At 65.6% G+C, this 8,907-nt stretch carries 7 protein-coding genes; all 7 read right to left on the reverse strand.

All coding sequences use genetic code 11. The features are described 5' to 3' along the window. Nucleotides 1-80: 80 nt before the first annotated feature. On the reverse strand, nucleotides 81-1,403 hold the full coding sequence (locus ACI2KG_RS08180) for an ATP-binding protein (RefSeq protein ID WP_404661519.1): 1,323 nt from the start codon (nucleotides 1,401-1,403) through the stop codon (nucleotides 81-83). Next, on the reverse strand, nucleotides 1,400-2,083 hold the full coding sequence (locus ACI2KG_RS08185) for a response regulator (RefSeq protein ID WP_404661520.1): 684 nt from the start codon (nucleotides 2,081-2,083) through the stop codon (nucleotides 1,400-1,402). The genes ACI2KG_RS08180 and ACI2KG_RS08185 overlap by 4 nt, the downstream gene beginning before the upstream one ends. 235 nt (nucleotides 2,084-2,318) lie before the next feature. Further along, nucleotides 2,319-2,885 (reverse strand): NTP transferase domain-containing protein, encoded by a 567-nt coding sequence (locus tag ACI2KG_RS08190; protein ID WP_404661521.1) that lies wholly within the window; start codon nucleotides 2,883-2,885, stop codon nucleotides 2,319-2,321. After that, nucleotides 2,882-3,853, reverse strand: a complete 972-nt coding sequence (locus ACI2KG_RS08195) for an XdhC family protein (protein WP_404661522.1) — start codon at nucleotides 3,851-3,853, stop codon at nucleotides 2,882-2,884. The genes ACI2KG_RS08190 and ACI2KG_RS08195 overlap by 4 nt, the downstream gene beginning before the upstream one ends. Before the next feature lie 3 nt (nucleotides 3,854-3,856). Next, entirely contained in the window at nucleotides 3,857-5,068 is a 1,212-nt protein-coding gene (locus ACI2KG_RS08200; protein ID WP_404661523.1) for a cytochrome c, read from the reverse strand. A 2-nt stretch (nucleotides 5,069-5,070) separates the two neighbouring features. After that, nucleotides 5,071-5,607 (reverse strand): (2Fe-2S)-binding protein, encoded by a 537-nt coding sequence (locus ACI2KG_RS08205; RefSeq protein WP_404661524.1) that lies wholly within the window; start codon nucleotides 5,605-5,607, stop codon nucleotides 5,071-5,073. Beyond that, nucleotides 5,600-8,431 (reverse strand): xanthine dehydrogenase family protein molybdopterin-binding subunit, encoded by a 2,832-nt coding sequence (locus ACI2KG_RS08210; protein ID WP_404661525.1) that lies wholly within the window; start codon nucleotides 8,429-8,431, stop codon nucleotides 5,600-5,602. Before ACI2KG_RS08210 ends, ACI2KG_RS08205 begins: the two co-directional genes overlap by 8 nt. Nucleotides 8,432-8,907: the final 476 nt, after the last annotated feature.

Raw genomic sequence — 8,907 nt, forward strand, 5'->3', positions numbered from 1 at the left:
CTCCTACACAGGTTTCGCGTACGGCGCGCACCTTGTAGGAGCGGGTTTACCCGCGAAGAGGCCAGAACAGGCGATAAAGATCAATGCCCAGGGCGCGCCGGCACCTGCAACAACACCCGCAACCCGTCGCTACGGCTGTCAAAGCGCAGGCTACCGGCACAGCGCTGCACGATTGCCTGCACAATCGCCAACCCCAACCCGCAGCCGCCGCTCTGACCATTGCGCCAGAAGCGCTCGGTCAAATGCTCAAGGTCGGCCTCTGCAATCCCCGGCCCATGGTCGCGCACCATGAACCCCACCTGCCCGTTGGCCATCTGCACTTCCAGTTCCACCGCCTCATCGCCGCCATGGCGCAAGGCGTTGTCCAGCAGGTTGCGTAACGCTGCCACTGCCAGCGGCGCCGGCATGCCCAGGTAGATCTGCGTAGCCTCTTCGGGCAAGCGCAGCACGATGCGCCGGTTGTCGCCGCCACCGGCATCCTGCACCGCCTGGCGGGCCACCTGCTCGGCGCTGCACTGCACACCGTCCTCGAACGACAGGCTGCCTTCGACCCGTGCCAGCATCAGCAATTGTTCCAGCGTGCGGTGCATGCGGTCGGCGCCCTGCTCGGCATGCTCCAGCGCCTGCTCGCGCACGGCGCCATCGGTCATGCGCGCGACCTGCAGGTGGGTCTTGATCGCGGTCAGCGGGCTGCGCAGCTCGTGCGCGGCATCGTCGGTCAGGCGCCGCTCACGCTCGATGGTCTGGGCAATGCGCAGGAACAGCTGGTTCTGGGTGTCCAGCAACGGCTGCAACTCGCTGGGCAGGCCTGCCACCTGCAGCGGCTCGACACTGTCCGCGCGCCTGCGGCGCAAGGCATCACGCATGCGGTTCAGCGGTTCCAGGCCTTTGCCCAGGCCGATCCACAACAGCCCCAGGCTGCCCAGCAGGGCCATCAGCACCGGCGCCGAAGCGGCCAGCAAAATCGACTGGTTCAGCGCCTCGCGTTCCATGTGCCGGTCGGCCGTGGTGATGCGCACATCGCCATGGTTGTAGGTGAAGGTGCGCCACAGGGCATCGTCGATGGTCTGGTCGCGGAAACCACTGCGCTCGTCGTCCATGGCGCCATCGTGCTTGTGGTTGCTGGCGAGGATCTCGCCACGCAGCGAGCTGACCTGGCAGGCCATGCCATCCGGTACGCTGAACTGGTCGGCGGAAAAGTGCGCCTCGCCGCCCTTGGCGGTCAGCGGCTGCGGCAGCTGGTCGATCAGCCCGGCGACCATGCGCGCCGACGCCACCAGGCGCTGGTCGAGGGAGAACATCATCTGCTGGCGCAGGTCACGCAGCATCCACGCGGCAGCCAGCACCCAAATGATCACGAAGGCACTGCCAAGGATCAGGCTCAGGCGTACCCGCAGGCTCATGATGCGGCCTCTTCCGGTGCCTGCGCCGGGCCCAGACGGTAACCCAGGCCGCGCACGGTCTCGACGATACCGTTGCCGAGCTTGCGCCGCAGGTGGTGGATATGCACGTTCAGGGCGTTGCTTTCGACTTCGTCGCTAAAGCCGTACACGCAGTCTTTCAGTTGCTCGCTGGACAGCACCCGCCCGGGGTTTTGCAGCAGCGCCTGCAGCAGCGCCTGTTCACGGCGCGACAGGTCGACGTGCTGGCCGGCCAGGGTGGCCTCGCAGCTGCTCGGGTCATAGCGCAGCGGGCCGTGCTCGATCACGTTCACCGCCCGCCCGGCCACCCGCCGCAGCAGGGTGTGCAGGCGTGCAGCCAGCTCGCGCAGGTCGAACGGTTTGAGCAGGTAATCGTCGGCACCCGCCTGCAGGCCATCGACGCGGTCGGTGACGGCATCGCGGGCGGTGAGCACCAGTACCGGCAGGGTCTCGCCTTTTTCGCGCAGGCGGCGTAGCAGTTTGAGGCCGTCTTCGTCAGGCAGCCCGAGGTCGAGGATCATCACGTCGAACTGCGCAGCCTGCAGCATCGCCCGGGCAGCCGCAGCGTTACCCACCCGGTCCACGGTCAGGCCCTGGGCGGTAAGGCCGGCGCAGATGCCGGCGGCGATCAGGTCGTCGTCCTCGCAGAGCAGAACGTGCATGGTGGGGCTCCCGGAGTGGTGTGGCTGGCATTGCACCTTGGGCGGATTAAGGGGGGATTATGGACTTTTTGTGGCTAATGCATAAATCTTCAGGCCAGCGCAGCCCCCTGTAGGAGCGGCCTTGCGTCGCGAAAGGGCCGCAAAGCGGCCCCGGCTATACAGGCTGCGAAGCTGACATCCCGGGGGCGCTTCGCACCCCTTTCGCGACGCAAGGCCGCTCCTACAAGGGACCGCGTCAGCTGCTCAAGGCCTGTGGGGTGTCCACATCCAGCAGAACCCCCGCATCATCAACCTCGACCATCATGCAGCGCGCCCGATGTGCCTGAACCACCGCCCGCGCCCCTTCATCCCCAGACAACTGCCCCAGCGCCGGCCAGAATTCGCGCCCGAAAATCACCGGGTGCCCCTGCTGCCCCGCATGGCGCGGCAATACGATGTTCGAAGCACTGGAAGCCTCGACCAGGCGCCGCAAGGTTGCCGATTCGATCCACGGCATATCACCCAGCAAGATCGCCACCGCCTGCGCCTGGCTATCGCCTAATGACTGGGCACCGGCAGCCAGGCTATGCCCCATCCCCAGCGCCGCATCCGGGCTGTCGATGATCCGGCAATCCGCAGGCAAACCAAAATCTTCGCCCCGCTCCCCCTCACGCAGCACCACGCGCACATCATCGAACACCGCCCTCGCCCGCTGCACGCTATGCGCCAGCAGGCTGCGGCCATCAGCCAGGGTCGCCCGGCGCTTGTCAGCGCCAAAACGCGTGCCGCGCCCGGCCGCCAACAGCAGCGCGACCGCACTCACAGCGCGGCCCGCCCGATGCCGTTGCGCAGGCGCAAGATATCGGCCAGCACCGCCAGGGCGATTTCAGCCGGGGTCTTGCTGCCCAGGTTGAGGCCGATCGGGGCATGAATGCGGCCCAGGTCGACCTCATCCAGACCACCAATGCGCTGCAGGCGTTCGCGGCGCTTGTCCGAGGTGGCCTTCGAGCCCATCACACCAATGTAGAACGCTTCGGTACGCACCGCTTCAAGCATGGCCAGGTCATCGATTTTCGGGTCATGGGTCAATGCAACCACCGCCGTGTCGGCATGGCAACCGCCATTGGCGATAAATTCCGACGGCAACTCGCGGCGCACTTCGATGCCGTCCAGCCGCACACCGTCGAGCACTTGGTCACGCGGTTCGCAAAGGATGACTTCAAAGCCCATGCCTTTACCGAACTCGGCACAGAAATGCGCCACGCTGGAATAGCCGGCCAGCAACAGGCGCTGGGCGGCGCCGACACGCAGGCGTACCCGGTCGCTTTGCCGCTCCACCCGCGGCCCCTGGCTAGGGTCGTCGGCCAACTGCCGAGTGCCCTCGGGCAGGCGCACTTCACGCAGCACCCGGCGCTGGCCCAGCAGCGCGCTTTCCAGCGCCCGCAGGTGCGCCTGCACTTCGCACTCGGCCGCCAGGTTTTCCACCAGCACTTCAAGCACGCCGCCACACGGCAGGCGAATGCTCGAACGCGCGTCGCTGCCATCGCCGTACCGCACGATGGCGACCGGATCGGGGAATTCCCCCAGGGCCACGCGCTCGAGGAAGTCATCTTCGACACAGCCACCCGACAGCGAACCCAGCCACTGGCCGCTGGCGTTCACCGCCAGCAGCGCGCCCGGCGCACGCGGCGCCGAGCCATAGGTGGCGAGCACGGTGCACAACCACACCCGCTGGCCGCTGCCCGACCACTGCAAGGCCTGGCGGATCACCTGAAGATCGAGATGGTGCACGGGTTACTCCGCCTTCAGCTCGGCGAGCTGCTGTACGTTCAGGTCGCCGGGCAATCCACCCCAGGCCTGGCGCAGGTAGTTGACCATGTCCGTCACTTGCTGGTCATCGAGCTTGCCGGCAAAGCCTGGCATCGGCTGCATGCGCTCGAAGCCGGTGAACTGCTGTTCACGGATGCCTTCGAGGATGACCTTGACCAGGTTGCGCGAGTCGGCCTGGCGCAGCACGGTATTGCCGCGCATGGCCACGGCGATGTGCGGTTTGCCCTCGCCGTCGACCCCATGGCAACCGGCGCAGACGTTCAGGTACTGCTGGTGGCCACGCTTGGCGCTGTCACTCATCTGCGCCAGGGCAACAGGCTGGATGGCCTTGGCCGGCGGCGGCTGGTCACCCAGCAAATAGGTGGCCATGGCCGCCAGGTCGGCGTCTTCTAGATGCTGGGTGCTGTGGTGCACCACCGGGAACATCTCGTTGAACATGCTGCCTTGTGCGCTGATGCCGTGCTTGAGGAAGGTGGTCAGGTCTGGCTGGGTCCAGCCGCGCTCCGCCAGGTCCTGGGCCAGCAGGCTTGGCGCCAGGTAACCCGCCAGCAGGCCGCCGCGCAGGCGTTGGTCCTGCTGCAGCGCGCCGATCGGGTTGCGCGGGGTATGGCATTCACCGCAATGGCCCATGACCTCGACCATGTACTGGCCGCGCTGCCAGGCCGCGCTTTTACCCTCGGTCGGCTGCAATTGCACGCGCTTGCCATACAGCATGTTCCAGCCGCTCAGCCCCATGCGCACGTTGAACGGAAAGCGCAGTGCGGTCTGTGGCGCCGGGCGGTTGATCGGCGGGATGGTCATCAGGTAGGCGAGGATCGCATCCGAATCCTCGCGCTTGATCAGGTGGTACGAGGTGTACGGCATGGCCGGGTAGAGGTTGGCGCCGTCCTTGCGCTTGCCCTCGGTGAGCGCGGCAAAGAACTCATCGGCACTGTAGTTGCCGATGCCGTACTGCTTGTCCGGGGTGATGTTGCTGCCATAGATGGTGCCAAACGGCGAATGGATCGGCAGGCCGCCGGCAAACGGTGCGCCGCCTTCGGCGGTGTGGCAGGCCATGCAGTCGGCCGCACGGGCCAGGTATTCACCGCGCTTGACCTGCGCCTCGTCGGCAGCCAGGGCAGCCGAACCGAAAGCAACGCCGAGGGCCAGCGCCAATGCGCTACGTACGAAGCCCATGCTCAACCCTCCTTGACCAGGCCGAGGTCGTTGAGCACCGTGCGGGTGGCGTCGTAGTAACGCACATAGCCGGTGCAGCGGCAGATGTGGTGACCAAGGCTGGCCTCGATGCGGTCTTCCACCTCGCTCTTTTTCAGCGGCTGACGCTGGGCGGTCTCCACCAGCACGGTGGCGGCGTTGACGAAGCCCGGTGCGCAGTAGCTGCACTGGAAGGCGAACAAGTCGACGAACTTCTGCTGGATCGGGTTCAGCGCCAGGTTACCGGCCTCGTCTTTTTTGGCATGGCCTTCGATGGTGCGGACTTGCTTGCCTTCGAAGTAATGGGCACCGGTGATGCAGGTGCGCACTTCTTCGCAGGTGCCGTCGGGGTTGTCGACGATCACCACGCAGGCGTGGCAGATACCCTGGCCGCAGCCCAGGCGCGAGCCGGTGAGGTTCTGGTGTTCGTGCAGGTAGTCGAGCATTGCCAGGTCGTCGGGGACCTCGACCGGGCCGACCGGTTGACCGTTGAGGGTCAGTTGCAGTGGGCGGTTAGCCATTGAGGGCCTCCTTGATACGGGCTGGGGTGATGGGGAGATCGCGCACGCGCTTGCCAATGGCATGCGCGACGGCATTGCCGATGGCACCGACGACCGGGATCATCACCACTTCGGCGATGCCCTTGGACGGGTCGGTCGGTGACAGCGGCGGGAGGATTTCGCTGGTCTGCTGCCACACCGCCACATCGCGCGCATGCGGCAAGCGGTAGCGGTTGAAGTTCCAGTCGCCCTCCCCGGGCCCGCCCTCGTACAGTGGCATTTCTTCGGTCAGTGCGTGGCCGATACCCATGGCGATACCGCCTTCGAGCTGGCCCTTGACCAGTTCCGGCACCAGCACCCGGCCACACTCGACCCAGCTGTGGTGGTTGAGCACCTGAACTTCATGGGTGCCCTTGTTGACCTTGACTTCGACAAGGGTCGCCACCGGGCTGTAGTAGGTGACCATGGCGTTGTTCAGTTGGGTGTCGGGGTAGGCAGCGTTTTGCCGGTCAAGCAGGTGGTAGCCGTGGCTGCTCATCTGCGCTTTCTTTGCGTTTACTGCACCATCGCCGTATTTCACCGCCACGGCATCGAGCGGGAAGCGCTCGCGCACGCCGTCGATGACGAAATCGGCCTCGGCCCAGCTCCAGCGGTTGAAGCCGTGCACGCTGACGCCGGTGACCAGGCCCATGTCGTGGGCCTTCTGCGCCAGCTGGGCGAACGGGATTGGCGCCAGGCCGTTGCCGGTCAGTTCACCGTTGACCCACACCGCGTTCTCGCGGCGCACCACCAGCGGGTTGGCCTGGCCGCCGTGCGGGCCCTGGCTCCAGATGGCCATGGCCGCCGGCCACAGGCCGTGGTTGAACAGCACGCGTGCTGCTTCGCGGGTGGCATGGCTGAAATAGAACGCCGAGTTGGTCGCCGACGACGGCGAGGCCAGCTTGCCGACCCAGCGCGGGTTACGCAGCGCCGCGTCCTGCTCGGGCTGGCTGATCAGGTACGGGTTGCCGCTGGTGCTCAGCTGCAGTTCCGGCCACTCGGTGACCGCCGTGCGCACCTCGTCGGCCGAGCGGCCGAGGAAGTCGCTGACCACCAACGCCTGCGAGGTGGACATGCCGGTACCCAGTTCGGTGCCAATGTGGCGCAGGCTGATGCGCCCGTCACGGCTGAACTCGATGCTGGCCATCGGTGCTTCGGAGCCAGTGCCGAAGTCCTTCTGGCAGATGGCAAAGCCGACGCCGTACCAGTGGTCCGGGTCTTGCGCGTCCATCTGTTGCTTGCGCGCATCGCGGTTGCGCCACCATTCATGCACGGCGGCCTTGTCGAGGATTTCGTACAGGCGCAGGGCACCGGCCGGGACTGCACCCTGGGTATTCTTCATGCCCGACTTCAGCGCGTTGGCACGGCGCAGGTCGATGGCATCGACGCCCAGGCGACCGGCGATTTCGTCGACCATCATCTCGGTGGCGGCCATGGTCTGCAGGGTGCCGTAGCCGCGCATGGAGCCGGCCTCGACGCCACGTGAGTAATAGGCGGTCACCGACAGGTCGTTCTGCGGCATGTAGTAGATCGACTGCGCCGCAGTCGCGCCCACTGCGGCCACCGACGGGCTGTAGTTGATGCGCCCGCCGCCGTCACAGCTCAGGTCGGCGCGGAAGATCTTGAAGCTGTTGTCCTGCTTGTCCACCGCCAGCTGGTAGCGAATGTCGAAGGCATGGCGCTTGATGCCGCTCTGGAACTGCTCGTAGCGGTCGTTGGCCAGGCGGATCGGCACCCCGCCGCCATACAGCGCGGCCACGGCGGCATAGAAGACGAAAATATTGTTGTCTTTCGAGCCGTAGCCGACGGTGTAGCCGGGGTGCATGTTCAGCGTGTGCAGGGCGAAGCGCGACGGTTTGATCATGTGCACGCATTCCTGCGCCACTTCAAACGGGCACTGGGTGGCAACCACGAAGTGCAGCGTGCCGGTGGCCGGGTCGTACCAGCCGTTACCGTTGTCCGGTTCCAATGCGGCGGGCTCGATGGACGGCGTTTTGTAGCGCTCGTCGAACACCAGCCAGCCTTCGGGCGGGTTGTCCAGCTGCTCACCCATACGCTTGGCGTAGAACAGCCCCTGTTCGGTCAGGTCACCGTGCTGGTTGGGTTCCTTGGGCCATACCGGTTTGCGGTTGAGAATGGTCGGGAACAGCATGGAATTCTTCAGGCTGGAAAATTCATCGTCGTCGAACGGCGTGGCGCCGCCCACCCGCACGAAGCGGAAGCTGCCATAAGGGTCGCGCTGGTACAGCGGCGCCTGGGCACCGTAGCGGATCGCCTGGTCGTTGAACTGCAGTTTGCGTTTGGCCTGGCGGAAGCGCTCGAAGTCGTACCAGATCAGGATCGCCACCGGGTGGCCGATGAACATCGGCACCTTGCCGGGCGGCAGCAGCGGGTCGGGCGAATGGGCCTCGGGCCAGACGATGCCGTCCTGCTCCAGGTCGGTGGCAGTGACGATGCGGTCCGGTTGCAGCTCGGCACCGAGCAGGCTCAGGTCGTGGCCGGCATAGATGCGGTCAGCCTTGGTCGCCTTGAGCAGCAGCGCATGGCCTTGCTGCGCGGGCCAGCCGGGCATGTCCTTGGCGCGGATGTCGCGGGCGAACACCTTGTCGCCGCAGACCTTGGACAAGGCATCGTTACGGAAACGCGCCTTGCCGTCGTGGTTCATCCACTTCTGCGGCGAGGTGGTGACGCGTTCCTCCATCAGCGCGGCGAAGGCCTGGCTGCCAAGGGGCGCCATGGTTACGCCGACACCAGCAATCAGGCCGCCTTGCAGGAAGGCGCGCCGGGAAATATCACGGTTGGACATGCTTGATCCTCTGGGCAGCAGGGGGTCTGCCCTTTCTTTTAATTCTGGGCCTAGCTCGCAAAAAGCTGACCTCTACGTCAACTTTACAGCAATTGTATTGGAGTAGGCAAAGTCAAGCCGACAATATGTCGCGGTATGTCTAAAGCGCGGGGCGGAATGCGCGCTGTGGCTGGTAGGTGTTCGCCGGGAAGTTTTCAGCGCCTGGTAGATCGAGCGCCGCCCGCGCGGCGCATCGCGACGCAAGGCCGCTCCTACATTTGTTTCGGGCCAGTCCATCCTGTGCCAGGCGCGCGCGACCGCCTTGTTTGTCCGACGCGATATCGAGGCATGCGCCAAAGGCGTTCGCGCGCAAATTCCACAGGAATAATTGGCCCGAAACAAATGTGGGAGCGGGCTTGCCCTAATGCCGGTCAGTTAAGCAATTTGGGGCCGCGTTGCGGCCCATCGCCGGCAAGCCAGGCTCCCACAATATGGCG

Source organism: Pseudomonas sp. NPDC089407, assembly GCF_044900445.1.
Classification (GTDB): Bacteria; Pseudomonadota; Gammaproteobacteria; order Pseudomonadales; family Pseudomonadaceae; genus Aquipseudomonas.